Below are 25848 nucleotides of genomic sequence, written 5' to 3'. Positions count from 1 at the left end.
GTTCCCCGCGGAAGTACCCCCTTTCGGGTTCCGGTCACCGGCTTTCCGGACGCGTCACCCCGTCCCCGTACAAGCTGGGGATCCCGCTGCGGCCCATCGCCGCGACGCGCCCGAGGAGGAAGCCCGTGAGCACGCCGCCACCCCTCGCCTCAGGCTCTCAAGGCCCCGGCGCGCTGAGGCCGTTGCTCGGCACCGTTCTCGACGCCCTGGACGAGGGACGCAGGGCCCGGGGCGGTCCGATGCCCGCGGGCGGGCCCGACGCGGTCGCCGCGCGGCTGGCCGACGCCGTCGGCGACGTACTGCCCGACCACGGCGACCCGGACGCCCTGCACACGCTCGTGCGGGCCCTGGCGGAGGGCGCCGCAGACCCCGCCGAACCGCTGTGCGTCGCGCATCTGCACTGTCCGCCGCTCGCCGTCGCCACCGCCGCCGACCTCGCCGCGAGCGTCCTCAACCCGTCCCTCGACTCCTGGGACCAGGCACCGGCCGCCTCCGCCCTCGAAGCCCTGGTCACCCGCGCCCTCGCCGCCGAGGTCCACCCGGGCCGCCAGGGCGGCCACGCCCGCGCCACTCCCGGCGCCACCGTCCCCATTCCCAGCGACGCCCGCATCACCCCCGGCGACACCGTCCCCACCCCCGGCGACGCCCTCGTCACCACCGGCGGCACCGAGGCCAACCAGCTCGCCCTGCTGCTGGCCCGTGAGACGTGTGGCGGAGGCGTCCGGCTGGTGTGCGGCGCGAACGCCCATCACTCGCTCACCCGGGCCGCCTGGCTGCTCGGCCTGCCCGACCCGGTCGTCGTCCCCGCCCCGGCCGGGACGCTCGACCCCGCCGCGCTCGACGGCGCCCTCAAGAGCGTCACCGGCCCCCACCTCGTCGCCGCCACGGCCGGCACCACCGACGCCGGGCTCATCGACCCCCTCGGCGAGATCGCGGGGCTGTGCCGCGCCCATGGCGCCCGGCTGCACGTCGACGCTGCCTACGGCGGGCCGCTCCTGTTCAGCGACCGCCGCCGTTCCCTCCTGGACGGCCTGGCCGCGGCCCACACGGTCACCCTCGACCTGCACAAACTCGGCTGGCAGCCGGTCGCCGTCGGCCTGCTCGCCGTACGCGATCCCGGCGACCTCGCGGCCCTGCACCAGCAGGCCGACTACCTCAACGCCGACGACGACACCGAGGCGGGCCTGCCCGACCTGCTCGGCCGGTCCCTGCGCACCACGCGGCGCCCCGACATCCTCAAGGTGGCGGTCACCCTCAGGACGCTCGGCCGCGCCGGACTGGGCGCGCTGGTGGACCAGGTCTGCGACCGCGCCCAGGAGTTCGCGGACCTCGTCGCCGCGCACCCCGCCTTCGAGCTGTACGGCCGGCCGGTCATCAGCACCGTCCTGTTCCGGCCCGCGCACGCCACCGACGAGGCCGTCGCCGTCGTACGCCGCCGTCTGCTCACCGACGGCCGTGCCGTCCTCGGCCGGGCCCGGGCCGACGGCCGCGTCTGGCTGAAGGCGACCCTGCTCAACCCCCACACCCGGCCCGAGGACCTGGCCGCGCTGCTCAGGACCGTGGAAGGACACACCGCACCATGAACCGTCCCCCGCACCACGAAGGCGACACCCCGCGCGATCTCGTCGGCATCGGCATCGGCCCGAGCAACCTCTCCCTCGCCGCGCTCGCCCACCCGCTCGCCGAACTCGACGCCGTCTTCTACGAGCAGCGCCCCGCCTTCCACTGGCACCCCGGTCTGCTCATCGACGGGGCCACCCTCCAGGTGCCCTTCCTCGCCGACCTGGTCACCCTCGTCGACCCCGCCAGCCCCTGGACCTTCCTCAACTACCTCAGGAGCCGCGAGCGGCTCTTCCCCTTCTACTTCGCCGAGCGCTTCCGCATCCAGCGCGCCGAGTACGACGCCTACTGCCGCTGGGTCGCGGACAACCTGCCCGGACTGCGCTTCCGCCACCAGGTCGACGGCGTCCGCTTCAACCCCGAGCGGGAGGTCTTCGAGGTCGACCACACCCAGCTCGACGGCGACGGGGAGGCGGAGGCCCTCGGCCGCACCGTCACCCGGAACATCGTCCTCGGCGTCGGCACCGAGCCCTACGTCCCCGACCCGCTGAAGCCGCTCGTCGACGCCCCCGGCGTACCCGTCCTGCACGCGGCCGACTACCGCGAACACCGCGAGGCCCTGCTCCAGGCCGGTCATGTCACCGTCATCGGCTCCGGGCAGTCGGGCGCAGAGATCCTCCTCGACCTGCTCCGCAACCGCCCGGCCGGCCGTGAAGGCCTCCACTGGCTCGGCCGCACCGCCGCGTTCGCGCCCATGGAGTACTCCAAGCTCGGCCTGGAGCACTTCACCCCCGACCACACCCGGTACTTCCACGCGCTCGCCGAGCCCGCCCGCGACCAGCTGGTCGGCGCCCAGTGGCAGCTGCACAAGGCCATCGACGCCGAGACCATCGCCGACATCCACGACGAGCTCTACCGCCGCACCCTGCACGGCGGCTGGCCCGACGCCGTGCTGACGCCCGGCGTCCACGTCCGCACCGCGGGCCGCATCGCCAACGCGAGGATCGAACTCCACCTCGAACACCGGGTTCAGGGCACGCGCAGCCGTCTCACCACCGACGCCGTCGTCCTCGCCACCGGCTACCGCGAACGCCCGCTCGGCCGCATCCTGGCCGGGCTCGACCCGTATCTGCGCCGCGACAGCGCCGGTCGGCCCCGTGTAGACGAGGACTTCCGGCTCGTCCTCGACCCCTCCGTCAGCGGCGCCGGCTGCACCGTCCACGTGCAGAACGCCGAACGGCACACCCACGGCGTCGGCGCCCCCGACCTCGGCCTCGCCGCCTGGCGCAGCGCGACCATCCTCAACTCCGTGACGGGCAAGGAGCCCTACCCCCTGCCGCACCGCACCGCCTTCACCACCTTCGGGCTGGAGGACCGAAGGCCCCAGATCCCCTCCGCGCGGACGCCCGAGGCGCTGACCCCGCTCGCGGAAGGGATCTGAGGCCGACCGGGCCCGGCCCCCGACAGGGGCCGGGCCCGAGCCCCCGGCGGAGCCCCTGCTCCCGCCGGAGACCCGGCTCCCGGCACGGACTTCGGTCCGGCGGGGGACTCAGAACACCGGCGTGCCCTCGCGGGTCAGCTTCCAGTCCACCGACGCGAAGTCCTTCGGGTCCAGCACCCCCTTGGCGGTGACCCACTCCGCGATCCGCGTACGGATCTCGGTCGACTCCGACCACAGCTCCTGCGCCGCCGCCACGTGCGGGAACGCGCCACCGCCGTTCGCACGGTAGTTGTTCACCGCGAAAACGAACTTCTGAGCATCGTCCAGCGCGGCACCGTCGTAGGTCAGGTTCCTGATCCGCGAACCCGCCGGCTGGGCGATGTCGATCTCGTAGGACAGACCCGACACGTAGTCGTAGTTGTAGTCGGGACGCCCGGCCGCGTTCGTCAGCTTCTCCACGTCCACCGCCGCGCCGGGCGCGGTCTGCGCGAAGTACTGCGCCGAGTACTCCAGGTACGCCCTGATCTGCGCGCCCGTCATCAGCTTCGCGACCAGGGTGTTGTCGTAGACGTACAGGCTCGACAGGTCGCGGATCGTCACCCGGCCCGCCGGGATCTCCGACGTGCGAGAGAACGGGGAGGCCTGCGAGATCACCGGCAGGGCCGCGTACTCGCCGCCCGCCAGCGCGGCGCGCACCACGTCCTCCTGGACCCTTGTGATCAGATCGATGATCGGAGCGTCCTTGTAGCGCGCCTCGACCGTCGTGAGCGTCTCGGTCGCCGTTCCGACCACCTGGTTGACGTACTCCACGACCGCCGCGTGCTCGTCGTCGAGCAGCTGGGAGATCTTCGGGTCGTCGGCCACCGTGTTCGAGTTGCGCAGCGAGGCCGCGACCGTCTCGACCTCCCAACGGCCCTTGCGGAACACCAGACCGATGTCGAACAGGGTCAGCCGCTCCGCGTAGCACAGCGGCTCGGAGAGCACGACCGTCCGGCCCGTCTTCTCGTTGACGACCTTCAGCTCCGGGATCTCCACATGGGCGTGGCCCACCAGGATCGCGTCGATGTCCGGCACCAGCCGCGCCACGTTCGCCGCCGCGTTCTCGACGTACGGCAGCTGGTCGCCGTAGGACGAGGTGCCCGAGGAACCGCTGTGCGCGGAGACGATCACCACGTCCGCGCCCATCGACTTCAGCTTCGGCACCCACTTCGCGGCCTGCTCCTCCAGACCCGGGAACGCCAGCTTGCCCTGCACGTACGCCTTGTCCCAGATCGCGATGCCGGGGTTCGTCAGACCCAGCACCGCCACCTTCACCGGCCGCGCGCCCTTCACGTGGAAGGTCTTCATGAAGTACGGCGGGAACGCCGGCCGCAGTGTCTTGGCGTCCACCGCGTTCGCGCCCAGCAGCGGGAAGTCGCACTGCTCCTCGAACTTGCGGAGCGTCTCGATGCCGTAGTTGAACTCGTGGTTGCCGAGCGCCACCGCGTCGTACCCGATGGCGTTCATGGCCTGTGCCATCGGGTGCACCGGACCGCCCTCGGCGGTGATCGGGTCGACCTTGGCGTAGTAGTAGGTCAGCGGGGTGCCCTGGATCGTGTCACCCGCGTCGAGCAGCAGCGTGTTGCAGCGGCCCTTCTCCTCGCGCACCTGGTCGACCAGGGTCGAGATGCGCGCCAGGCCCTTGGAGTTGCCCTTGGCGTCGGTGTACTCGGCGTCCTTGAAGTAGTCCCAGTTGAAGACGTTGCCGTGCAGGTCGGTGGTGCCCATCACGGTCAGCGCGTACCGCTTCTCCCGGCCCTCGGCGGCCGGCGCGCTCTCGGCGGCCTGCGCGGCCGGAGCCGCCGCCGTGCCGGCCAGCGCCACCCCCGCCCCGGTCACGGCGGACTTCTTCAGGAACTTCCGGCGGTCCAAGGCCATCTTCGAACTCTCCTCGGCGACGAGAAACAGCGACAACGCGCGTAGACAGTGCGCGTAGATTCTGACCCGAGCATGGCGAGACGCAATAGGCCGGGCAGGTTTCGATTGGGTGACCCAACCTGTGAATCAACGGACTTGAACCGCCCGCGCGGTGACAGAGTGGGACGTATGACCACACCCGAGCCCGCGAGTCCCCAGCCGCCCGTCCCCTACGGCACACCCGGCGCCCCCCGTATCGCCGTCAGGGGCGAGGCCCACCTCGAGGTCGACCCCGAACTCGCCCGACTCGGCATCACGGCCGGCGCACGGGGCCGCGACCGCCGCGCGGCCCTCGACGACCTCACCCGACGCAACGCCGCCGTCCTCGACCTCGTCAGGTCCTACGGCGACGCCGTCGAACGCGTGGAGACCGGCGCCTTCTCGGTCACCCCGGAGCTCACCAAGCACGGCCGGGGCGAACGCGTGCACAGCTACCACGGCACCGTACGGATCACCGCCGAGCTCACCGACTTCACCGCCCTCGGTGAACTCACCACCCGCCTCGCCGACCTGGACCTCACCCATGTCGACGGCCCCTGGTGGTCGCTGCGCCCCGACTCGCCCGCGCACCGAGAGGCCAGGCAGCAGGCCGTACGCGAGGCGGTCCAGCGGGCCCGCGAGTACGCCGAGGCGCTCGGCACCCGTCTCGTCGCCCTGCTCGAACTCGCCGACGCCGACGCCGAGAACCGTCTGGCCCACCAGGCCGGCGCCGGCCGGATGCGCTCCGCCGCCTACGCCGTGGCCGCCGAGGCCGGCACCGCCGCGCCCCTCGACCTCGAACCCGAGCGCCAGCACGTGTACGCCGTGGTCGACGCGCGTTTCACGATGAATCCGCCGCGCCTGTAGGGAATTCAGGCAGCAGAGCGGAATTCGAATGGAAAGGCGGGCACGCTTCCAGGGCGAGCCGGAAGAGGCCTTCGCTCCCCGGCGGAATGCTCATCGGAGCGGCCCCCCGCACAATTCAACAGTTGTCAACACCGCTTCACGCAAAGGTTGTTGAGTGGTCATGCCCGGCCAATTCTCTACCCACCGGTAAGGCATAGGCTCGAAGTATGCGCCGAGCAAAGATCGTCTGTACCCTGGGCCCCGCCACCGACTCGTACGACCAGATCAAGGCATTGGTCGAAGCCGGAATGGACGTCGCCCGCCTCAACCTCAGCCACGGCACGCACGCCGAGCACGAGGAGCGTTACCACCGCGTCCGCAAGGCCGCGGACGAGACCGGTCGCAGTGTCGGCGTCCTCGCCGACCTTCAAGGTCCGAAGATCCGACTCGGCCGCTTCACCGAAGGCCCCGTACTCCTCGAACGCGGTGACAGCTTCACCATCACCGTCGAGGACGGCGCCGAGGGCGACCGCCACCAGTGCGGGACGACGTACGAGGGGCTCGCGGAGGACGTCACCGCCGGTGAGCGCATCCTCGTGGACGACGGCAAGGTGTGCCTGGAGGTCACGTCCGTCGAGGGCCCGCGGGTGCGCACGACCGTCGTCGAGGGCGGTGTGATCTCCGACCACAAGGGGCTCAACCTCCCCGGGGTCGCCGTCTCCGTCCCCGCGCTCTCGGAAAAGGACGAGGACGACCTGCGCTGGGCCCTGCGCACCGGCTGCGACGTCATCGCCCTCTCCTTCGTCCGCAGCGGACGCGACGCCGAGGACGTGCACCAGATCATGGCCGAGGAGGGCCGTCGGCTCCCGGTCATCGCCAAGGTGGAGAAGCCGCAGGCGGTGGACGCCGTGGACGACATCGTGGCCGCCTTCGACGGCATCATGGTCGCGCGCGGCGACCTCGGCGTGGAGATGCCGCTGGAACAGGTGCCGATGGTCCAGAAGCGGGCGATCAAGCTGGCCAAGCGCAACGCCAAGCCGGTGATCGTGGCGACCCAGATGCTCGACTCGATGATCGACAACTCGCGTCCGACCAGGGCCGAGGCCAGCGACGTCGCCAACGCCGTGCTCGACGGCACCGACGCGGTGATGCTGTCCGGCGAGACGAGCGTCGGCAAGCACCCCGTCGAGACGGTCCGGACGATGGCCCGCATCGTCACGGCGGCGGAGGAGGACATGCTCGCCAAGGGCCTGCCGCCGCTGACCGAACGCAACAAGCCCCGCACCCAGGGCGGTGCGGTGGCCCGCGCGGCGGCGGAGATGGGCGACTTCCTCGGCGCCCGGTTCCTGGTCGCCTTCACCCAGTCCGGCGACACCGCCCGCCGGCTGTCCCGCTACCGCTCCCCGATCCCCCTCCTCGCCTTCACGCCCGACCCGGCGACCCGCTCCCAGCTCAGCCTCACCTGGGGCGCCGAGACGTTCCTCGGGCCGAGCGTCGACACCACCGACGCGATGGTCGCCCAGGTCGACGAGCTGCTGCTGAAGTACGGCCGCTGCGAGAAGGGGGACACGGTCGTCATCACGGCCGGCTCGCCCCCCGGGGTGTCCGGCACCACCAACCTGGTCCGCGTGCACCACATCGGCGACGGTTCGGACTGACGGACTGACGGACTGACGGACCGGCGGGCTGACGGACTGACGGACCGGCGGGCTGACGGACCGACGGGCGGACGCGGTGGCCGGGCCGGAATCGAGCGGTTCGGCCGAAGTCGTGCGAACGACGGCATTGTTTGTTCGTTCGGCGATTGTCCGGATGCCGGGTTCGTTCGCTCGCATGGCTACCGCACGTGAGCGCTTCCGGCGATACGACGCGAAAAACGGATGTTCACCAGAACGCGAACATCCGCCGAATGGTAGTGACCTTGGATTTAGAGGAAAAGTACCCCGGGTCGGATTCGAACCGACGCTGGATGGTGTTTGAGACCATTGCCTCTACCGCTGGGCTACCGGGGCTTCCTTGGAAACAAAGGGCGACGGTCACCCGCCGTGTCCCCACCTTACCGCAGCTGGGTAGGCTCTTGTCAGCAGTACCCCGCCCTGAACAAGGAGCCCCCGTGACCGCGCCCGAGTCGCCCCAGCCCGTAGACGCGCCCGACGACGACAAGTCGCACGTGCCTCCGCTGACGACCCGTGTCGTCATCGCCGAGGACGAGGCGCTGATCCGCCTCGACCTCAAGGAGATGCTGGAGGAGGAGGGCTACACGGTCGTCGGCGAGGCGGGCGACGGCGAGCAGGCCGTCGAACTGGCCCGGGAGCACCGGCCCGACCTGGTCATCCTCGACGTGAAGATGCCCAGGCTCGACGGCATCTCCGCGGCCGAGAAGATCACCGAGGAGTCGATCGCCCCGGTGCTGATGCTCACCGCCTTCTCCCAGCGCGACCTGGTCGAACGCGCGCGGGACGCCGGTGCCATGGCGTACCTGGTCAAGCCCTTCAGCAAGAGCGACGTCGTCCCGGCGATCGAGATGGCCGTGTCCCGGTACACGCAGCTCAAGGAGCTGGAGAAGGAGGTCGCCGACCTCACTCTGCGCCTGGAGACGCGCAAGCTGGTCGACCGCGCCAAGTCGATCCTCCAGACCGAGTACGGCCTGTCGGAGCCGGCCGCGTTCCGCTGGATCCAGAAGACGTCCATGGACCGCCGCATGTCCATGCAGCAGGTCGCCGAGGCCGTCATCCAGGACGCCGAGGAGAAGAAGGCCGCGAAGGCCGACAAGGGCTGACCCCGTCGCGTCAAGCGTGAGGCCCGCGCCCCGGTGATCCGGGACGCGGGCCTCAGCCGTTCACGCGGGTGCTCAGTCCTCGCCGAGGTACGCCTTGCGCACCGAGTCGTCGTGCAGCAGGTCCCGGCCCGTGCCCGACAGGACGACGCTGCCGACCTCCATCACATGGCCGTGGTCGGCCAGGGACAGTGCCGCCTGGGCGTTCTGCTCGACGAGCAGGATCGTCGTGCCCTGCGACTTGAGCTCGGCGATGGTCGCCATGATCTTCTGCATCATGATCGGCGAGAGACCCATCGAGGGCTCGTCGAGCATGAGCAGCTTCGGCTGGGACATCAGCGCCCGGCCCATGGCGAGCATCTGCTGCTCACCGCCCGAAAGGGTTCCCGCGGCCTGCTTGCGACGTTCCCCGAGGATGGGGAAGAGGTCGTAGGCACGCTGGATGTCCTTCTCGATGCCGGTCCTGTCGCTGCGCAGGAAGGCACCGAGGCGGAGGTTGTCCTCGATCGTCATGCGGGGGAAGATGTGCCGCCCCTCGGGGGAGTGCGCGAGTCCCAGCGAGACGATCTTGTGGGCGGGGATCTTCTTCAGGGACTTGCCCTCGAAGCGGATCTGGCCGCCGACCGGCTTGAGCAGACCGGACAGCGTGCGCAGGGTCGTGGTCTTGCCCGCGCCGTTGGTGCCGATGAGGGTGACGACCTCGCCGGCCTCCACCTTGAAGGAGATGCCCTTCACGGCCTCGATCTTGCCGTAGGCGACCCGGAGGTCCTCGACTTCGAGCAGTGCGGTCATCGGTCGTTCTCCTTGCCGGGCGCGTTGTCCTTCGGTGCGTCGGCTGCCGCCTCGGCGGCCGCGACCTCCGCCGCCTCCGTCGTCCCCGGGTCGCCCTCGAAGGGCTCGCCGAGGTAGGCGGCGACGACGCGCTCGTCGCCCTGGACGGTCGCGCTGTCGCCCTCGACGAGCTTCTCGCCCTGGACGAGCACGGCAACCCGGTCGCAGAGGTTGAAGATGAAGCGCATGTCGTGCTCGATGACGAGGACGGCGATGCCCATGTCGCGGATGGCGAAGACCAGTTCCTCGGTGGCCCGGGTCTCCTGGGGGTTCATGCCGGCGGTGGGCTCGTCGAGGAGCAGCAGCCCGGGCTCGCTGGCCAGGGCTCGCGCGATCTCCAGCTTGCGCTGCTCGCCGTAGGGGAGGTTGCGCGCGAGGTGCTCCGCCTTGTTCGCGAGCCCGACGAACTCCAGGAGTTCCATGGCGCGTGCGCGGGAGGCGGCCTCGGCCTTGTGGAAGCCGGGACCGCGCAGCAGGGCGGACCAGAGGCCTTCCTTGGTGCGGGTGTGCCGGCCGACCAGGACGTTCTCCAGGACCGTCATGTTGGCGAACAGACGGATGTTCTGGAACGTACGGGCGATGCCGGCCGCCGTGACCTTGAAGGACTTCGGCGGCAGGACCTGGCCCTTGTAGCGGACCTCGCCCTCGGTGGGCACGTACAGGCCGGTCAGGCAGTTGAAGAAGGTCGTCTTGCCGGCGCCGTTGGGGCCGATGAGTCCGACGATCTCACCGCTGTTGACCTGGAGGTCCACGCCTCGTACGGCGGTGAGGCCGCCGAAGCGCATGGTGACGCCGCGGGCGTCGAGCACCGTCGTCCCGGTGGGTGCGGTGTCCTTGGTGGTGGTTTCGGTGGTCATGTGGTCAGGCCCCTGCCTTGCCGAGGACTGTGGGAGCGGCGGCGTCCTCGTGGAACTCGAGCTGGCGGCGCCGGTTGGGGATGAGGCCCTCCGGGCGGAAGCGCATCAGCAGCACCAGCGCGAGGCCGAAGGCGAAGAGCTGGTAGTCACCGAGGAACTGAAGCTTGGCCGGGATGAGGTAGAGCAGGGCGGCGCCGACGAGCGGGCCGCTGATGGTGCCCATGCCGCCCAGGACGACGGCCGCCAGCAGGAACGCGGAGTTCGGCGGGACGACGTGGGCGAACTGGTACTGCTCCGGCGTCACGGTGTACGTGACGTGGGCCTGCACCGTACCGGCGAGACCGGCGAGAGCGGCACCCAGTGCGAAGGCGATGAGCTTGACCCGGAAGCCGTTGATGCCCATGGCCAGCGCGGCCGTCTCGTCCTCGCGGATGGCGATCCAGGCGCGGCCGATGCGGGACTCGCTGCTGCGGCGGAAGACCACCACGACGATCAGCGTGATGAGGAGCATCAGCAGGAAGTAGTTGGCGAACCGCGCGATGGTGAAGCCGAAGATGGTGTGCTCGGCGCCGAAGTCGAAGCCCAGGATGTCGAGGTTGGGGATGGCGGAGATGCCGTTGGAGCCGTTGGTGACGTCGGGGCCCGAAGTGCCGTCCAGGTTGAGGACGGTGATACGGAAGATCTCACCGAAGCCGAGGGTGACGATGGCCAGGTAGTCGCCGCGCAGACGCAGGGTCGGCGCGCCGATGATGACACCGAAGATCATGGCGACGGCCGCGCCGACCAGGGCGGAGGCCCAGAACGGCAGCTGGAGGTCGAACGGCGACGAGGGGGACCCGGAGACCATGGCCGCGGTGTAGGCGCCGACACCGAGGAACGCGACGTAACCGAGGTCGAGCAGGCCCGCGAGGCCGACGACGATGTTCAAACCGAGGGCCACGGTCGCGAAGATCAGGATGTAGACGCCGATCGTCGCGTACTGGTCGTCGGACTGGGTGAAGGGGAACGCGGCGGCCGCCGCGAAGGCACCGGCCATCGTGACCGTGCGGTACTTGGTGGTGAGCGCCGAGACCCGGCCCACGAGGCCGGCCTTGGCGAGAGCCGCGAAGCCGAAGCCGGCGGTGATCATGAAGCCGATGAACAGCTCGTCGTACTCGGTGCCGATGCCGTACGTGAAGACGGTCAGGCCGACGGTGAGCGCGGCGACGATGATCAGGATCTCGGCGTACGCCGGGAGCTTGCGCGCCGGGGCGGACGTGCCGGTCGCGAGCGAGGCCTTGAGGACCGCGCCGGCTCCGCGCAGCCTGTGACGCAGATGCTCGGTCCAGCTGTCGTCGGGATCGATGGGCTCGGGCCGGGGCCAGTCGAACGACAGCGAGAACGCGCCGAGCACGGCCACGAGCGTGGCCACGCCGGCGATCCAGCCGCCGGGCTCCAGGTTCACCAGGCCGCCGAGCTGGGCGCTGATCGCGATGATCGTGTACCAGGTGGTGGCGAAGGTGCCGAACGCGGCGAGCCGCAGGGCGCTGTCGGAGCTGGCCGGGGTCAGCCAGCGCAGGCCCTTGACGCCGTACGAGGAGAGGCCCAGCAGGGTGGTGAGGGCGCCGCCGATGAGGACCAGGACCTGGAGGCCGCCGGGGTAGCCGTAGACGGTGAGGTCCCCGGGGAACTCGGAGGTCCAGGTCCACGCCATGAAGGTCGAGACGACGGCGAGGGCGCCGCCGGCGGTGGCCAGGGCACGGGCCAGGGGCTGGGGGAGCCCGATCAGGCCGGCGTGCTTGACGGCGTCGTCGCTGGGGGACGTCTCGGGTGCGGTTGTCTGTGTCGTCATCGGTCTCACGCCCTGTCCGCGACGCGTTCGCCGAGCAGACCCTGGGGCCTGACCAGCAGTACGAGGATGAGGAGAGCAAAGGCCCAGACGTTGGCCCAGGACTGGCTGCCGAACTGCTCCATGCCGGGGATGTCGGCGATGTAGGCCGTCGACAGGGCCTCGGCGACGCCGAGGACGATGCCGCCGAGCATGGCGCCGTAGATGTTGCCGATGCCGCCGAGGACGGCCGCGGTGAAGGCCTTGAGGCCGAGGATGAAGCCCATGCGGAACTGGACCTCGCCGTACTTGAGGCCGTAGGCGACGGCTCCGACGGCGGCGAACGCGGCACCGAGGGCGAACGCGATCACGATGATGCGGTCGGTGTTGATGCCCATGAGCTTGGCGGTGTCGGGGTCCTGCGCGGTGGCCTGCATGCCGCGGCCGGTGCGGGTCTTCATCACGAAGTACGCGAGGATCGCCATGCTGATGGGAGCGGCGACGAGGAGGAAGACGTCGCCGGTCTGGATCGTGACGTTGCCGATCTCGAAGGGGCCGCCCTCGATCTGCGGGAACGTGATCGCGGAGTTCGCGTCCGGGTACCAGGCCCAGACCGCCTGCTGCAGCGCGAGCGAGAGGCCGATGGCCGTGATCAGCGGGGCGAGGCGTGGAGCGGTACGCAGGGGACGGTAGGCGAACCGTTCCGCCCCCATGGCGACAAGCACGGCGACGATGATGCCGCCTATGAGCATGAGGGGCAGAGCCACCCACATCGACGTGCCGTCGGGCAGCACGTAGAGCCAGACTGTGAGGGCGCCGAACCCGCCCACCATGAAGATCTCACCGTGGGCGAAGTTGATGAGCTGGACGATGCCATAGACCATTGTGTAGCCAATGGCGACCAGCCCGTACATGGATCCTAGTAGCAGGCCGTTGACCAGCTGCTGCGGCAGTTCGTTCACCGCATGTCCTCCGAGACGTTTCGGATGATTCGACGGATGGGACCGGATGCGAGTCCGCGCGGGGCGCCAGTGTTGCAGCGCCCCGCGCGGCTCAGGGGTGGTGCGTGAGGAGGTGTCAGCCGGTGTAGGTGCCGGACTTGACCGGGGCCCACTTACCGTCCTTGACGGCGTACACGGTGAGCTGCTTGTTGGTCGCGTCACCGAACTCGTCGAAGGAGACCGTGCCGGTCACACCGTCGAAGGAGACGCCCTGCATGGCCTCGGTGACCTTGGCACGCGCGTCGTCCGGGAGCTTGCCGCCGTTGTCCTCGACGACCTTCTTCACGGCCTCGATGATCGCCCAGGCGGAGTCGTAGGAGTAGCCGCCGTAGGCCTCGAAGGCCTCCTTGTAGCCCGCGGCCTTGTAGTTGGCGACGAACTCCTTCGCCGAGGGCAGCTCCTCGACCGGGGCGCCGACCGAGGTGGCCAGGTCGCCGGTGCCGGCGGCGCCGGTCAGCGAGATGAAGTCGGCGCTGTAGATGCCGTCACCGCCGACGAGCGGGATCTTGGAACCGGCGGCCTTGATCTGCTTGCTGAGAGGGCCGGCCTGCGGGTACTCGCCGCCGTAGTAGACGACGTCCGCGCCGCTGCTCTTGACCTCGGTGGCCACCGCGGAGAAGTCCTTGGTGTCGGGGTCGATGTGCTCGGTGCCGACGACCTTGCCGCCGAGCTTCTTGAACTCCTCGGTGAAGGTCGACGCCAGGCCGGCGCCGTAGGTCTTCTTGTCGTCGATGACGAAGACCTTCTTCTTCTTGGCGTCGTTGTAGACGTACTGCGCGGCGAACGGGCCCTGGATGGCGTCCGTGGTCGCGGTGCGGAAGTACGACTTGTAGGTGCGCGCCTTCGTCTTCTGCCAGTCCGCACCCTGGGTGAGGGCGGGGTTGGTGTTGGCGGGCGAGACCTCGACGAGCTTGGCGTCGTCGAAGACCTTCTGCATGGACTCGGCCACGGAGGAGTTCAGCGGGCCGACGACACCGAGGACGTCCTTGTTGGCGACGAGCTTGGTGGCGTTCTGCTGGCCGGAGGACGGCTGGGCCTGGTCGTCCAGGGCCTGGACCTCGAAGGTCACACCCTCGACGTACTTCTGCTTGTTGGCCGTCTTGGCGGCGAGGTCGACGGAGTTCTTGATGCCGAGACCCAGCGCGGACAGGTCACCCGTCAGGGGGGCGTCGACACCGATGACGACCTTGGTGGTGCCCGCGGCGCCGGTGTTGTCCGAGCCGCCGCCGTTCTCGTCGCGCGAGCCGCAGGCGGTGAGGGTGAGAGCTCCCGCTGCCAGCGCGGCGGTAATGGCGATGAGCGAACGTTGACGCACGATCCAGTCCTTTCCCTGGCGCGGCCGCTCCCCGGTGGGAGAGGCCGAGTCGAGCGCTGGGGCCGAAGTGACTTCGATTCCGTTGGCGCGGTGACTGGGCGTGACTCTAAGCGTGGGTGGGGAACCGGGAGGAGAGCCTGACGAAGGCTGTGACTCTCTTGTTATGACACGAGGTAATGCAGAGCGGTACTTCCTGGGGGGAAGCGCGGAATTCTGACTGATTCGCGAAGTCCGTATTGTGAGACGCGCAGGACGGCCTCCGTCGTCAACAGGAGTGATCTAGCGTTTCGGTGATGTCGCAAAGTCGTTGCTGCAGGCTACTTGCAGAGCGTCCGCCAGATCCCGCGCATAGGGGGTGCCGAGGATGAAGCTGTGCGTCTGTATTGCGCGCGCATTACGTAGAGTTACGTCGAGGAAAGGGAGCCCGGCGCTCCGTGGCGCTTTCCCGCATTCCGTCACCCACATGCTGATGCGGATCTTGTAGGGGATTTGGGTCCTTGTCCGGAAAGGCGGGCGAGGAATCGATGTCATGGAAAGGCCGGAGTACGGCTGAGATATCCGCAGCACCGTAATCTGTGGACCGGATGCCACGATCAGCGAGATTTCGAAGGCAAAACTACCTCTCGGGGCACTGGATGGTGGGGTTGCAGGGCCGACATAGTCGACTCTGACCACCTGTGAGGGGTAGGGCGGCAGTGCCTTCGGTGGCGGCTCCGGCCGGGTGGCGTAGAGGTAGCCGCCCGCGACGAGGAGGGCTGCGGCGCTCGCGCCCGCGATCAGGGCGCGGCGGGCGGGGCCGCCGCGCGGGAGCAGCGGAGGGCGTGCCTTCGGCGGGGGCCGCTCCAGGGTCCCTTCGCCCGGTTCGACGGGGCCCGTGCCGCTCAACTCCACGGCCCCCCGGTCGGTTCGCCCGCGCGGTGGCGATCGGCGCAGCGCCGGTGGGCCTGATGGTCTATCAACCGCCCTGCGGCTGCGGAGCCGTGACGCTTCCGTTCGGCGCGGGCGGCATCGACGACAGCGATGAGGATCTCGTACTGCCCGTTGGAGAGGCCCATCGACTGGTAGTCCCCGTACGTGCCGCTGTCGAGGACCTCGCGCGACCAGTGGGCGACGATCCGGGCGCACAGGTCGGCCGGCGCGGTGGTGGGCGGCGACGGCGCTCCGGAGGCGGCCGCCTCGTCCGCCGGCCGGTCCGCGTCCGCGCATCCGGAGATCAGCGGGCCGGACAGCAGGAGTGCCCCGCACAGTGCCGCTCCCCACGAGAGGTGCCCTCTCGTTGTCATGTACCGACGTTATGCCTCCGCGCGTACGGGATCAACGGGGTGGCGGCGCGGCGTCCTTGGACGGGCGGGGTTTGGCGTGATCGTTTCGGGTCGGGCCGGGGGCCCCGCCGTCCACAGGGCGCGTGCGGAACCGCGCGGTACGTGGCTGCCTCGCGGCGGGTCTGCCGGGCCGGGTTGGCCCGGGGCCGGGGCTTGGCCCGCGTGGGCCGCGTACGTCGCGCCCCACGCGGGCTTCGCCGGCCGGTGATCGGCGGCCTTCGTCCGGGATCGGGAGGCCGCCGGCCTACGTCCGGTGTCGGGTGACCGGCGGTCCCTTTCCGGTGCAGGGTGATCGGCGGGCTCCGTCCGGTGTCGGGTGACCGCCGGCCGGCCTCTGTCCGGTGCCGGTCAGGCCTGGGCGCCCACCCGCTCCGCGTCCTTCGGGCCGACGTCGCGCAGCAGGCAGGTCAGCCGCGCGCTGCACACGCGCCGCCCCTCCTCGTCGCTGATCACGATCTCGTACGTCGCCGTGGACCGGCCCTGGTGGACGGGCGTGGCCACGCCCGTGACGACGCCGGAGCGCACACCGCGGTGGTGCGTGCAGTTCAGGTCGACACCGACGGCGATCTTCGAGACGCCGCCGTGCAGCATCGAGCCGATCGAGCCGAGGGTCTCGGCCAGCACCGCGGAAGCGCCACCGTGCAGCAGGCCGTACGGCTGGGTGTTGCCCTCGACCGGCATGGTCCCCACGACCCGCTCGGCGGAGGCTTCCACGATCTGGACGCCCATGCGCGTGCCGAGATGCCCCGCGGAGAACAGCGCGGGCAGGTCGACGCCGAGGGCCGCGTACTCGTCGAGGACCTCCTGCGGGAACTTCACGTGCTGCTGCTCGCCCATGGACCCGGCTCCGTTCGTTCGGTCAATACGTCACTCTCGGCTGAGCAAACGCTCAGTCGGTCGCCGATTGTTCCAGACGGACCACTACGGACTTGCTGGCCGGGGTGTTGCTGGTGTCCGCGGTCGCGTCCAGCGGGACGAGGACGTTGGTCTCCGGGTAGTAGGCGGCCGCGCAGCCCCGCGCGGTCGGGTAGAGCACGACCCGGAAGCCCGGCGCGCGACGCTCCACGCCGTCCCTCCACTCGCTCACCAGGTCCACGTACGCGCCGTCGGCGACCCCGAGGGCCCGCGCGTCCTCGGCGTTGACCAGGACCACGCGCCGGCCGCCCCGAATGCCCCGGTAGCGGTCGTCCAGGCCGTAGATCGTGGTGTTGTACTGGTCGTGCGAGCGCAGTGTCTGGAGCAGCAGCCGCCCCTCGGGCAGGTCGGGGAACTCCACCGGCGCGGCGGTGAAGTTGGCCTTGCCGGTCGCGGTGGGGAAGCGGCGCTCGTCGCGCGGGGCGTGCGGCAGCGTGAAGCCGCCGGGCTGCTCCACGCGCGCGTTGAAGTCCTCGAAGCCGGGGATCACGCGCGCGATGCGGTCCCGGATCGTGGCGTAGTCCTTCTCGAACTCCTCCCACGGGGTGCTCGACCCCTCGCCCAGCACCCGCCGCGCCAGCCGGCACACGATCGCCGGCTCCGACAGCAGCTGCCTGCCCGCGGGCTCCAGGCGGCCCCGGGAGGCGTGCACCATGCCCATCGAGTCCTCGACCGTCACGAACTGCTCGCCGCCGCCCTGGACGTCGCGCTCGGTACGGCCCAGCGTCGGCAGGATCAGGGCACGCGCGCCCGTGACCGCGTGCGAGCGGTTCAGCTTGGTCGACACATGGACGGTCAGCCGGGCGCGCCGCATGGCCGCCTCGGTGACGTCGGTGTCGGGGGAGGCGGAGACGAAGTTGCCGCCCATGGCGAAGAAGACCTTCGCCTCGCCGTCGCGCAGCGCCTGGATCGCGCGGACGACGTCGAAGCCGTGCTCGCGCGGGGGCGCGAACCCGAACTCCTTCTCCAGGGCGTCGAGGAAGGCGGGCGCGGGCCGTTCGAAGATGCCCATCGTGCGGTCGCCCTGCACGTTGGAATGGCCGCGCACCGGGCACACGCCCGCGCCGGGGCGGCCGATGTTGCCGCGCAGCAGCAGGAAGTTGACCACCTCGCGGATGGTCGGCACCGCGTGCTTGTGCTGGGTGAGACCCATCGCCCAGCACACGATGGTGCGCTTGGACGCCAGCACCATCTCCAGGGCCCGCTCGATCTCCTGCCGCGACAGGCCGGTCGCCGCGAGGGTCTCGTCCCAGTCGGCGGCGCGGGCGGCCTCGGCGAACTCCTGGAAGCCATGGGTGTGCTCGCGCACGAACAGCTCGTCGACGGCGCCCTCGGTCTGGAGGATCAGCTTGTTGAGGAGACGGAACAGGGCCTGGTCGCCGCCGATGCGGATCTGGAGGAACAGATCGGTGAGCGAGGCGCCGGTGGTGAGCCCCTTGGCGGTCTGCGGGTTCTTGAACCGCTCCAGGCCCGCCTCCGGCAGCGGGTTGACGCTGATGATCCGCGCGCCGTTCGCCTTCGCCCGCTCCAGGGCGGAGAGCATGCGCGGATGGTTGGTGCCGGGGTTCTGCCCGGCCACGACGATCAGATCGGCCTGGTACAGGTCCTCCAGCAGGACGCTGCCCTTGCCGATGCCGATGGTCTCGTTGAGTGCCGAACCCGACGACTCGTGGCACATGTTGGAGCAGTCCGGCAGGTTGTTGGTGCCCAGCTCGCGCGCGAACAGTTGGTAGAGGAACGCGGCCTCGTTGCTGGTCCGGCCCGAGGTGTAGAACACGGCCTCGTCGGGGGAGCCGAGCGCGGAGATCTCCTCGGCGACGATGTCGAAGGCGCGCTCCCAGGTGACCGGCTCGTAGTGCTCGCCGCCCTCGGGCAGGTACATCGGGTGCGTGAGCCGGCCCTGCTGGCCCAGCCAGTAACCGCTGCGGTTCGCCAGGTCGGCGACGGGGTGCGCGGCGAAGAACCCGGGGGTCACCCGGCGCAGCGTGGCCTCCTCGGCGACCGCCTTCGCGCCGTTCTCGCAGAACTCCATCGCGTGCCGGTGGTCCGGCTCGGGCCAGGCGCAGCCCGGGCAGTCGAAGCCGTCCTTCTGGTTGACCCGCAGCAGGGTCAGCGCGGTGCGCTTGACGCCCATCTGCTGCTGCGCGACACGCAGGGTGTGCCCGATGGCGGTGAGTCCCGCCGCCGCGTGCTGCGGCTCCGCGACCTCGGGTGCGTCCTGGACCGGATCGGCGGTGGGCGGCTTCGTTGCCATGCCACGCTCTCCTTTTGCTCCTGCGTGTGTGCGGTACCTCTTCGATCCTCGCACGGGGCACTGACGGCGGGAGCCGCCGGGCGTGGGGGCCGTGCGGTCATGGTGTGCGGAGGTGACGGGTGCTCGTGGGTGTGGTGCGGGCATGGGTGCGCGTGTGGGCCTGGGTGCGGGTGCGGGCGTGTGCGAGCGTGGCGCGCTCCTCGTCCCGCGGCCGCCCCGGCGAGGGCGTGGGTGTGGCGTGCTCCTCGTCCCGCGGCCGCCCCCGGAGCGGTCTCGCCCGGGAGGCGGGGGCCGAGTGTCAGTGGGGCGTGGCAGGATCGGGGGCGTGGCAGAGACAGCATCGAAGAAGACCGACAAGACCTCCGGCGACCGTCCGCGGCTGATGCTGATGGACGGGCACTCGCTGGCCTACCGCGCGTTCTTCGCGCTGCCCGCGGAGAACTTCACCACCGCGACGGGCCAGCCGACGAACGCGATCTACGGCTTCGCGTCGATGCTGGCGAACACCCTGCGCGACGAGGCGCCCACGCACTTCGCGGTGGCCTTCGACGTCTCGCGCAAGACCTGGCGTTCGGAGGAGTTCACCGAGTACAAGGCGAACCGCTCCAAGACCCCGGACGAGTTCAAGGGCCAGGTCGAGCTGATCGGCGAGCTGCTCGACGCGATGCACGTCTCCCGGTTCGCGGTCGACGGCTTCGAGGCCGACGACGTCATCGCCACGCTCGCCACCCAGGCCGAGGCCGAGGGCTTCGAGGTGCTGATCGTCACCGGCGACCGCGACTCCTTCCAGCTGGTGTCCGAGCACACCACGGTGCTGTACCCGACCAAGGGCGTCTCCGAGCTGACCCGGTTCACCCCGGAGAAGGTGTTCGAGAAGTACGCCCTGACGCCCGCGCAGTACCCAGACTTCGCCGCCCTGCGCGGCGACCCGTCCGACAACCTCCCCGGCATCCCGGGCGTCGGCGAGAAGACGGCCGCGAAGTGGATCAACCAGTTCGGTTCGTTCGCCGAGCTGGTCGAGCGCGTCGAGGAGGTCAAGGGCAAGGCCGGTCAGAACCTCCGTGACCACCTGGAGGCCGTCAAGCTCAACCGGCGGCTCACGGAGATGGTGCGCACCGTCGAGCTGCCCAAGGGGGTCGCCGACCTCGAGCGCCTGCCGTACGACCGCAAGTCCGTCGCGATGGTCCTGGACACCCTGGAGATCCGGAACCCCTCGCTGCGCGAGCGGCTGCTCGCCGTCGACCCGGGCGCCGAGGAGACCGAGGCCACCCCCGTCGTCGCCGACGGCGTCGAGGTGGAGGGCACCGTACTGGGCACCGGCGAGCTGACCGGCTGGCTCACCGAGCACGGCACCGGGGTGCTCGGCGTCGCCACGGTCGGCACCTGGGCCCTGGGCACCGGCTCGGTCGCCGAGATCGCGCTGGCCGCGCCCGACGGTGCCGCCGCCTGGTTCGACCCGTCCCAGTTGGACGAGGCGGACGAGCGCACGTGGGCGGCCTGGCTCGCGGACGAGGCCCGGCCGAAGATCTTCCACAACGCCAAGGGCGCGATGCGCGTCTTCGCCGAGCACGGCTGGAGCGTCGCCGGCGTCGGCATGGACACCGCGCTCGCCGCCTACCTGGTCAAGCCGGGCCGCCGCTCCTTCGACCTGGACGCGCTGTCCATGGAGTATCTGCACCGCGAGCTGGCCCCGGCCGCAGCGGCCGACGGACAGCTCGCCTTCGGCGCGGACGACGCCGCCGAGGCCGAGGCGCTGATGATCCAGGCCCGCGCGGTCCTCGACCTCGGCCAGGCCTTCGAGGGCCGGCTGCAGGAGGTCGGCTCCGCCGAGCTGCTGCGCGACATGGAGCTGCCGACCTCGGCGCTGCTCGCCCGGATGGAGCGGCCCGGCATCGCGGCCGACCGCGCCCACCTCGAAGCCATGGAGCAGATGTTCGCCGGTGCCGTGCAGCAGGCCGTGAAGGAGGCGCACGCGGCGGCCGGGCACGAGTTCAACCTGGGCTCGCCCAAGCAGCTCCAGGAGGTCCTCTTCGGCGAACTGGGGCTGCCCAAGACCAAGAAGACCAAGACCGGCTACACCACCGACGCCGACGCGCTGGCCTGGCTCGCGACCCAGACGGACAACGAGCTTCCGGTGATCATGCTGCGCCACCGTGAGCAGGCGAAGCTGCGGGTCACGGTCGAGGGCCTGATCAAGACCATCGCGACGGACGGCCGTATCCACACGACGTTCAACCAGACGGTGGCCGCCACGGGCCGTCTGTCGTCCACCGACCCGAACCTCCAGAACATCCCCGTCCGCACGGACGAGGGCAGGGCGATCCGCCGCGGCTTCGTCGTCGGAGAGGGCTTCGAGTCCCTCATGACGGCCGACTACAGCCAGATCGAGCTGCGCGTGATGGCCCATCTGTCCGAGGACGAGGGCCTGATCGAGGCGTTCACCTCCGGCGAGGACCTGCACACCACCGTGGCTTCGCAGGTGTTCGCCGTCGAGGGGTCGGCGGTGGACGCGGAGATGCGCCGCAAGATCAAGGCCATGTCGTACGGCCTGGCCTACGGTCTGTCCGCGTTCGGCCTCTCCCAGCAGCTGAACATCGAGGCCGCCGAGGCGCGCGGTCTGATGGACACCTACTTCGAGCGCTTCGGCGGCGTGCGGGACTATCTGCGCCGGGTCGTCGACGAGGCCCGTGCGACGGGCTACACGGCCACGCTCTTCGGCCGCCGCCGCTATCTGCCCGACCTCAACAGCGACAACCGCCAGCGCCGTGAGGCGGCCGAGCGGATGGCGCTGAACGCACCGATCCAGGGCACGGCGGCGGACATCGTCAAGATCGCCATGCTGCATGTGGACAAGGCCCTCCGCGAGGCGGACCTGACCTCCCGCATGCTCCTCCAGGTCCACGACGAAATCGTGCTGGAGATCGCCCCCGGCGAGCGCGAGGCCGTCGAGGAGATCGTCCGCCGCGAGATGGCCGGCGCCGTGCACCTCCGCGCTCCGCTGGACGTCTCGGTGGGCGTGGGGGCGGACTGGGAGTCGGCGGCGCACTAGCAGGGCCGCGCAGCCTTGTGCGACGGCCTCCGCCGGCAGTACGCCGCCGGGGGCCGTCGGCCGTTGTCCGCGCCCTCGCGGCCCTCGTCCGCCGGCCGTTCTCGGCACGCTCACCGGCCCCTGCCCGGTCCGTGCCGTGTGCCCGTATCCCGGGAGGGCCGTCACCCGCGTCGACGACACCTCCGTCGGCGGGCGACGGCACGCTCACCGGCCCCCGCCCGGTCCGTGCCGTGTGCCCGTATCCCGGGAGGGCCGTCACCCGCGTGGCCCCCGCGGGAAAGCAGAGCGGTGGCGTCGGCCGTCAGGATGCGGGCATGGGTATACGCATGCTCGACCGCCGGCCGGCCCGACAGCCGCTCGCGCCGGTCCCGGCCTTCGCCGCCGGGGCAAGCACCGCCCGTATCGTCCTCGGCCCGGCCGAGGCCGTCCGCGGCGTCGCCGCGGACCTCGGCCGCGCGCTCGCCCGGTGCCGGGCCCTCGGGCCGCTCGTCCGATGCCGTCCCCTCGCCGCCGTCCGGCTGTCCGGCACGGCTCCGTGGCGGCAGTGTGCCGATCTGGTGGGCGGCTACCTCGCCCTCCTGCTCGCCCTGCTGCCTCGCACCCGCCCGGCCGGCACCCTGACCGTGTTCGTCGCCGCGGGGCCCGCCCTCAGCGCGCCGCCCGGCTCGGCTCCCTGCCGGCCACGTCCTGAGCCGGGGCCGGGCGCAACACCCTGACCGCGACGGCGTACAGCAGCACTCCGACGAGCAGTCCGGCGCCCACCCCGAAGCACAAGGTCGGGATCAGCTCCCACGGTTTCGCGGAGGCACCCCACTCGGCCCACCACTGCGCCACCCGCTGGACCGCCCCACCCAGCGCGCAGCCGCCGATCAGCGCCCCGGCCGCCCACCGGTCCCTCGCGGACAGCGACGGCAGCCCCACGGGCGCTGCGGCGGGCACCCGCCGCAGCGCCCGTGCGAGGAACACCAGGATCACCGCAGCGGCGACCGCGGAACCGCCGTACTGGAGGTACCAGAACAGCGGTGAGCCCGCGATGTCCCGGTCGAGCGCGGGGAAGACGCGCAGGCCCCAGCCGTCGAAGTGCGTGAACGCGTCCCACACGACGTGCGTCAGCGCTCCGAGGGCCGCGGAGACGTACCACCACGCCGCCGTCGAGGCCCGCACGCGCGCGCGTGGCGCCCCGCAGCGCAGCAGTGTCGCCGTACGGGGCCGCCGACGCCGGGGGAGCAGCGCGACGAGCGGTTCGCGTACGAGGAGCCAGAGTCCGACCAGGGCCCACGAGACGAGCACGTCGACCGTGAAGACCCCGGGGAACGAGTGCGTGAACTCGCCGAACTCCATCGCCCCGGACACCGCGCCCGCCGCGTAGTAGGTCAAGTCGGGCGAGAACGACCCCGCGATCAGGGCGGCCGGCATCAACGCCCCGCGGCCGGTTCCGTCGGTGCGCACGACGGGCAGCACGGCGGCCGCGTGGCTCAAGGTGAACGGCAAGTGCTCTCCCTGTGAAGGATGTTGGGCCGGAGCCGCGCTCCTGGGCCGACTCCGCAGTTCAGTATGCGTGACCGACCTGCGCGGAAACGGCCCCCGATGAACATCCGAACATCGGCCAACGCCACATGGCCGAACGGTGAAAACGGGGCGCGAACCGGTCCACGGGGCAGGGAAGTTGTCGTAGGGTCGCGTGGTGCGGCGCACCGGAGCGAGCATCTGATCGGACGTAACGGACCTGTCCGATCGGACGCACGGATCCTGTCGCACGAACGAACAAAGCGCCGAAACCGGGCGCCGATGCAACCGACCCCAGGCGTCGGCGGTCACAACAGGGCGAGGGCAACAAACGGAGGCGGGCGCTCGGGCGTCCACGGGAGGGTTCATTTCATGGCGGCGCAAATCGGCAGGCGTCTGCGCAAGGGGGCGGCGACGACCGCTGTGGCCGCTGTGGCGGTCGCGGCACTGTCCGCGTCCCAGGCTCCGGGAGCGACGGTCGACGACGAGGGCAGATCGACCACCGCCGACTCCCAGCCGACGCCCGACGTCGGCGCGGACGACAGCGCGACCGGCAACTCCCCGTACTACACGGACCTGCCGCCGCTGAACAGCCCGAACCCCGCCCCCACCACGTCGTCGACGGTCGCGCCGGGCGCCGGAGGGACCGAGTCCGGCATACCCGCCACCGTCCTCGACGCCTACAAGAGGGCGGCCTCCCGGCTGAACGCGTCCAAGCCCGGCTGCAACCTGCCCTGGGAGCTCCTCGCCGCCATCGGCAAGGTCGAGTCCGGGCAGGCCCGAGGCGGCCGTGTCGACGCCAACGGCACCACGATCACCCCGATCCTGGGCCCGCAGCTCGACGGCAACGGCTTCGCGCTGATCAGGGACACCGACAACGGCGCCTTCGACGGCAACTCGGCCTACGACCAGGCCGTCGGCCCGATGCAGTTCATCCCCTCCACCTGGGCCTGGGCGGGCAAGGACGGCAACGACGACGGTCTCGAGGACCCGAACAACATCTACGACGCCGCGCTCGCCTCCGCCCACTACCTGTGCCGCTTCGGCTGGGACCTGTCGAGCCAGGACGACCTCGACCGCGCGATCCTCAGCTACAACAACTCCACCGACTACCTCAACACGGTCCTGTCGTGGCTGGAGTACTACCGCGAGGGCGCCCACGAGATCCCGGACGGCACCGGATCGCTCCCCGGCAACCGCAGCGACACCCCGCGCGGCGAGCAGCGCCCGCCGCGCAAGCCGTCGACCCCGAGCCCGAGGCCGTCCGAGACCAAGCCGGGCCGCGAGCCGCAGCTCCCGATCCCCGGCCGTCCGACGACCCCGCCCACCGGCACGCCGAGCACGCCCACCGACACCGTCCACCACCTGGAGGACGCTGGCACCGCCGAGCTCACCGCCACGGCGGGCGACGCGTTCGCCGAGACGATCAGCACCAGGGCGGAGACCCGAACCGGCAAGGCCGTCGGCAAGGTCCGCATCCGGTTCACCATCACCGGTGACACCGACGCCACCTTCACCGGCGGCGAGAACGTCGCCACGGTGCTCACCGACGCCTCGGGTGTCGCAGTGACGCCCGCGCTGCGCGCCGGGGAGAAGACCGGCACCTTCACCGTCCACACCGCCGTGGTCGGCCGCTCGGTCACCGGCGTCGACTACACCGCCACCGTCACCGCGCGCACCGCCGACGCCCTCGCCCGGGTCGGTGACGGCGCGCTGGTCTGCCCGGCGGGCGGCGAGTTCGCCGAGCAGGTGCAGGTGCAGGCGACCCGCCAGGGCGCGGCCGCGGGCGGCGTCGCCGCCACGGCGACCCTGATCGTGTCGGCCGACGACCCGAGTCAGAACGACAAGGGCCCGTACTTCAAGGACGCCGCCGGCAACGCCGTCCGAACGCTCGGCGGCCTGCGGACGGACGCGAACGGCCGACTGCTGCTGCCGAAGCTGTACGCGGACGACACCGCGGGCACCTACCTCCTGCGCGTCACCACCGACGGCGGTGCCACGCTCACCGTCGAACTGACCGTGGAGACGGCCGCGTCGCCGACCCCGACCACCCCGACCACCCCGGTGACCGAGACGCCCACCACGCCGACCCCCTCGGCGTCGCCTTCCGCCTGACCCCACGCATACGCACGGGGGTGTCCCCGCCGTCACGACGGCGGGGACACCCCCGTGCGTATGCGCCGCGCCCGTATGTGCAACGTGTTCTCTTCTCGCCTCCGCGTTGCTACGGTGCCCGGATCTGACGGTCAGTCAGTCAAGTTTCCGTCCCCGCCGGGAGGCCCCGCATGCGCGCCCTGATCGCCGCCGCGACCGGTCTCGCCCTCGCGTTCGCCCTCGTCCTCACGATCACGGCCCTCGGCTCGCCCGCGGGCGGTACGTCCCCGAAGCCCCTGCTGACGACGGTTCCCGCCCACCCCTGACCGCCCCGAGGGA

Annotated in this window: 19 protein-coding genes and 1 tRNA gene; 9 read left to right on the top strand and 11 right to left on the bottom strand. The window is 70.9% G+C overall.

The window, feature by feature from the left end; translation table 11 throughout:
- Positions 1-125: 125 nt before the first annotated feature.
- Positions 126-1583 carry a pyridoxal phosphate-dependent decarboxylase family protein gene (locus tag ACFYR0_RS19855; RefSeq protein WP_389329359.1) on the top strand — a complete coding sequence of 486 codons (1458 nt, stop codon included), beginning with the start codon at positions 126-128 and terminating at the stop codon, positions 1581-1583.
- The gene (locus tag ACFYR0_RS19850) at positions 1580-3001 is read left to right on the top strand and encodes a lysine N(6)-hydroxylase/L-ornithine N(5)-oxygenase family protein (RefSeq protein ID WP_389329356.1); all 1422 of its coding nucleotides are present in this window, start codon (positions 1580-1582) and stop codon (positions 2999-3001) included. Before ACFYR0_RS19855 ends, ACFYR0_RS19850 begins: the two co-directional genes overlap by 4 nt.
- A gap of 108 nt (positions 3002-3109) precedes the next feature.
- Here the strand turns inward: ACFYR0_RS19850 and ACFYR0_RS19845 are convergent, their stop codons facing one another.
- Entirely contained in the window at positions 3110-4918 is a 1809-nt protein-coding gene (locus tag ACFYR0_RS19845; RefSeq protein WP_389329353.1) for a bifunctional metallophosphatase/5'-nucleotidase, read from the bottom strand.
- 168 nt (positions 4919-5086) lie between these two features.
- On the opposite strand from ACFYR0_RS19845, the gene ACFYR0_RS19840 reads away from it, so the two are divergent.
- Together ACFYR0_RS19840 and pyk are read left to right on the top strand one after the other, a co-directional pair.
- Positions 5087-5803: an SIMPL domain-containing protein gene (locus ACFYR0_RS19840; RefSeq protein WP_389329350.1), complete on the top strand. Its 717-nt coding sequence runs from the start codon at positions 5087-5089 to the stop codon at positions 5801-5803.
- A gap of 206 nt (positions 5804-6009) precedes the next feature.
- Positions 6010-7440, top strand: coding sequence for a pyruvate kinase (gene pyk / locus ACFYR0_RS19835; RefSeq protein WP_389329347.1), 1431 nt, complete (start codon positions 6010-6012; stop codon positions 7438-7440).
- Between the two features lie 281 nt (positions 7441-7721).
- Here the strand turns inward: pyk and ACFYR0_RS19830 are convergent.
- Positions 7722-7794, bottom strand: a tRNA-Leu gene (locus tag ACFYR0_RS19830).
- Between the two features lie 101 nt (positions 7795-7895).
- Between ACFYR0_RS19830 and ACFYR0_RS19825 the strand changes: the two genes are divergently transcribed.
- Entirely contained in the window at positions 7896-8561 is a 666-nt protein-coding gene (locus ACFYR0_RS19825; RefSeq protein ID WP_389329344.1) for an ANTAR domain-containing response regulator, read from the top strand.
- Between the two features lie 72 nt (positions 8562-8633).
- On the opposite strand, the gene ACFYR0_RS19820 is transcribed toward ACFYR0_RS19825, so the two are convergent.
- The 8 genes from ACFYR0_RS19820 to ACFYR0_RS19785 all read right to left on the bottom strand — a co-directional run bounded on the left by ACFYR0_RS19820 (position 8634) and on the right by ACFYR0_RS19785 (position 18860).
- A complete protein-coding gene (locus ACFYR0_RS19820) occupies positions 8634-9350 on the bottom strand; it encodes an ABC transporter ATP-binding protein (RefSeq protein ID WP_386380276.1) in 717 nt (238 codons plus the stop codon).
- Positions 9347-10246 (bottom strand): ABC transporter ATP-binding protein, encoded by a 900-nt coding sequence (locus ACFYR0_RS19815; RefSeq protein WP_389329341.1) that lies wholly within the window; start codon positions 10244-10246, stop codon positions 9347-9349. The genes ACFYR0_RS19820 and ACFYR0_RS19815 overlap by 4 nt, the downstream gene beginning before the upstream one ends.
- A 4-nt stretch (positions 10247-10250) precedes the next feature.
- Positions 10251-12077, bottom strand: a complete 1827-nt coding sequence (locus ACFYR0_RS19810) for a branched-chain amino acid ABC transporter permease (RefSeq protein WP_389329339.1) — start codon at positions 12075-12077, stop codon at positions 10251-10253.
- A 5-nt stretch (positions 12078-12082) separates the two neighbouring features.
- A complete protein-coding gene (locus ACFYR0_RS19805; protein WP_389329336.1) occupies positions 12083-13015 on the bottom strand; it encodes a branched-chain amino acid ABC transporter permease in 933 nt (310 codons plus the stop codon).
- A gap of 115 nt (positions 13016-13130) precedes the next feature.
- The gene (locus ACFYR0_RS19800; RefSeq protein WP_389329333.1) at positions 13131-14369 is read right to left on the bottom strand and encodes a branched-chain amino acid ABC transporter substrate-binding protein; all 1239 of its coding nucleotides are present in this window, start codon (positions 14367-14369) and stop codon (positions 13131-13133) included.
- A gap of 881 nt (positions 14370-15250) precedes the next feature.
- Positions 15251-15652 carry a hypothetical protein gene (locus ACFYR0_RS19795; RefSeq protein ID WP_389329330.1) on the bottom strand — a complete coding sequence of 134 codons (402 nt, stop codon included), beginning with the start codon at positions 15650-15652 and terminating at the stop codon, positions 15251-15253.
- Positions 15653-16039: 387 nt separating this feature from the next.
- A complete protein-coding gene (locus ACFYR0_RS19790) occupies positions 16040-16528 on the bottom strand; it encodes a hotdog fold thioesterase (RefSeq protein WP_389329328.1) in 489 nt (162 codons plus the stop codon).
- Positions 16529-16580: 52 nt separating this feature from the next.
- Positions 16581-18860, bottom strand: coding sequence for an FdhF/YdeP family oxidoreductase (locus ACFYR0_RS19785; RefSeq protein ID WP_389329325.1), 2280 nt, complete (start codon positions 18858-18860; stop codon positions 16581-16583).
- A gap of 325 nt (positions 18861-19185) precedes the next feature.
- Between ACFYR0_RS19785 and polA the strand changes: the two genes are divergently transcribed.
- Complete coding sequence (gene polA / locus ACFYR0_RS19780; protein WP_389329322.1) at positions 19186-21909, top strand: DNA polymerase I; 2724 nt, start codon at positions 19186-19188, stop codon at positions 21907-21909.
- Between the two features lie 314 nt (positions 21910-22223).
- Positions 22224-22625: a hypothetical protein gene (locus ACFYR0_RS19775; protein ID WP_389329319.1), complete on the top strand. Its 402-nt coding sequence runs from the start codon at positions 22224-22226 to the stop codon at positions 22623-22625.
- On the opposite strand, the gene ACFYR0_RS19770 is transcribed toward ACFYR0_RS19775, so the two are convergent.
- Entirely contained in the window at positions 22558-23400 is an 843-nt protein-coding gene (locus ACFYR0_RS19770; protein WP_389329316.1) for a DUF4184 family protein, read from the bottom strand. The genes ACFYR0_RS19775 and ACFYR0_RS19770 overlap by 68 nt on opposite strands.
- Positions 23401-23787: 387 nt before the next feature.
- Here ACFYR0_RS19770 and ACFYR0_RS19765 point away from each other — a divergent pair, with 387 nt between their 5' ends.
- Both ACFYR0_RS19765 and ACFYR0_RS19760 read left to right on the top strand, forming a co-directional pair.
- Positions 23788-25530, top strand: a complete 1743-nt coding sequence (locus ACFYR0_RS19765; RefSeq protein WP_389329313.1) for a lytic transglycosylase domain-containing protein — start codon at positions 23788-23790, stop codon at positions 25528-25530.
- Between the two features lie 170 nt (positions 25531-25700).
- The gene (locus tag ACFYR0_RS19760) at positions 25701-25835 is read left to right on the top strand and encodes an SPW_0924 family protein (protein ID WP_389329310.1); all 135 of its coding nucleotides are present in this window, start codon (positions 25701-25703) and stop codon (positions 25833-25835) included.
- Positions 25836-25848 lie beyond the last annotated feature (13 nt).

The sequence above is a fragment of the Streptomyces sp. NPDC005017 genome, from assembly GCF_042873115.1.
Classification (GTDB): Bacteria; Actinomycetota; Actinomycetes; order Streptomycetales; family Streptomycetaceae; genus Streptomyces.
This window is presented reverse-complemented; position numbering and strand designations above follow the sequence as displayed.

What these genes read in the sequence shown, in the direction of transcription:
- pyk (WP_389329347.1), top strand. Translation starts at nt 6,010, where the DNA reads ATGCGCCGAGCAAAGATCGTCTGTACCCTGGGCCCCGCCACCGACTCG.
- ACFYR0_RS19775 (WP_389329319.1), top strand. Translation starts at nt 22,224, where the DNA reads ATGGGTATACGCATGCTCGACCGCCGGCCGGCCCGACAGCCGCTCGCG.
- ACFYR0_RS19810 (WP_389329339.1), bottom strand. Translation starts at nt 12,077, where the DNA reads ATGACGACACAGACAACCGCACCCGAGACGTCCCCCAGCGACGACGCC.
- ACFYR0_RS19815 (WP_389329341.1), bottom strand. Translation starts at nt 10,246, where the DNA reads ATGACCACCGAAACCACCACCAAGGACACCGCACCCACCGGGACGACG.
- ACFYR0_RS19790 (WP_389329328.1), bottom strand. Translation starts at nt 16,528, where the DNA reads ATGGGCGAGCAGCAGCACGTGAAGTTCCCGCAGGAGGTCCTCGACGAG.
- ACFYR0_RS19850 (WP_389329356.1), top strand. Translation starts at nt 1,580, where the DNA reads ATGAACCGTCCCCCGCACCACGAAGGCGACACCCCGCGCGATCTCGTC.
- ACFYR0_RS19840 (WP_389329350.1), top strand. Translation starts at nt 5,087, where the DNA reads ATGACCACACCCGAGCCCGCGAGTCCCCAGCCGCCCGTCCCCTACGGC.
- ACFYR0_RS19820 (WP_386380276.1), bottom strand. Translation starts at nt 9,350, where the DNA reads ATGACCGCACTGCTCGAAGTCGAGGACCTCCGGGTCGCCTACGGCAAG.
- ACFYR0_RS19845 (WP_389329353.1), bottom strand. Translation starts at nt 4,918, where the DNA reads ATGGCCTTGGACCGCCGGAAGTTCCTGAAGAAGTCCGCCGTGACCGGG.
- ACFYR0_RS19785 (WP_389329325.1), bottom strand. Translation starts at nt 18,860, where the DNA reads ATGGCAACGAAGCCGCCCACCGCCGATCCGGTCCAGGACGCACCCGAG.
- ACFYR0_RS19765 (WP_389329313.1), top strand. Translation starts at nt 23,788, where the DNA reads ATGGCGGCGCAAATCGGCAGGCGTCTGCGCAAGGGGGCGGCGACGACC.
- ACFYR0_RS19795 (WP_389329330.1), bottom strand. Translation starts at nt 15,652, where the DNA reads ATGACAACGAGAGGGCACCTCTCGTGGGGAGCGGCACTGTGCGGGGCA.
- ACFYR0_RS19760 (WP_389329310.1), top strand. Translation starts at nt 25,701, where the DNA reads ATGCGCGCCCTGATCGCCGCCGCGACCGGTCTCGCCCTCGCGTTCGCC.